At 51.3% G+C, this 503-nt stretch carries 1 protein-coding gene; it reads left to right on the forward strand.

Features of this window, described 5'->3' with window-relative positions:
• Positions 1 to 503, forward strand: a 503-nt coding sequence (locus tag R7Z50_RS31490; RefSeq protein ID WP_318150273.1) for a glucuronate isomerase, incomplete at both ends; no start/stop codon positions are given.

Below are 503 nucleotides of genomic sequence, written 5' to 3' on the forward strand. Positions count from 1 at the left end.
ATTCTCTACCGCGGTTCAAGTTTGGCTCGGTAAACGCTACGCGCAATTGGGTTGGGTCATGCAGCTACATATTGGCGCACAGCGCAACAACAGTTCACGCATGTTCCAACTACTAGGTGCTGATGCTGGCTTTGACTCGATTGGCGATCGCCCATTTGCTTTTGAACTGGCACATCTACTGGATGAAATGGACCAAACCAACGAGCTGCCTCGTACTATTCTTTACTGTTTGAACCCTCGTGATAACGAAATGATGGCGACCATGATTGGTAACTTCCAAGGTGGCGGCATCGCGGGCAAAGTGCAGTTTGGCTCAGGTTGGTGGTTCAACGATCAGAAAGACGGCATGCAACGCCAAATGGAACAGCTTTCTCAACTTGGTTTGCTCAGCCAATTCGTCGGCATGTTAACGGACTCGCGCAGCTTCTTGTCTTACACCCGCCACGAATACTTCCGCCGCATCCTGTGTGATATGGTCGGTCGTTGGGCAGAGAACGGCGAAG

The sequence above is a fragment of the Vibrio sp. 1249-1 genome, from assembly GCF_033340495.1.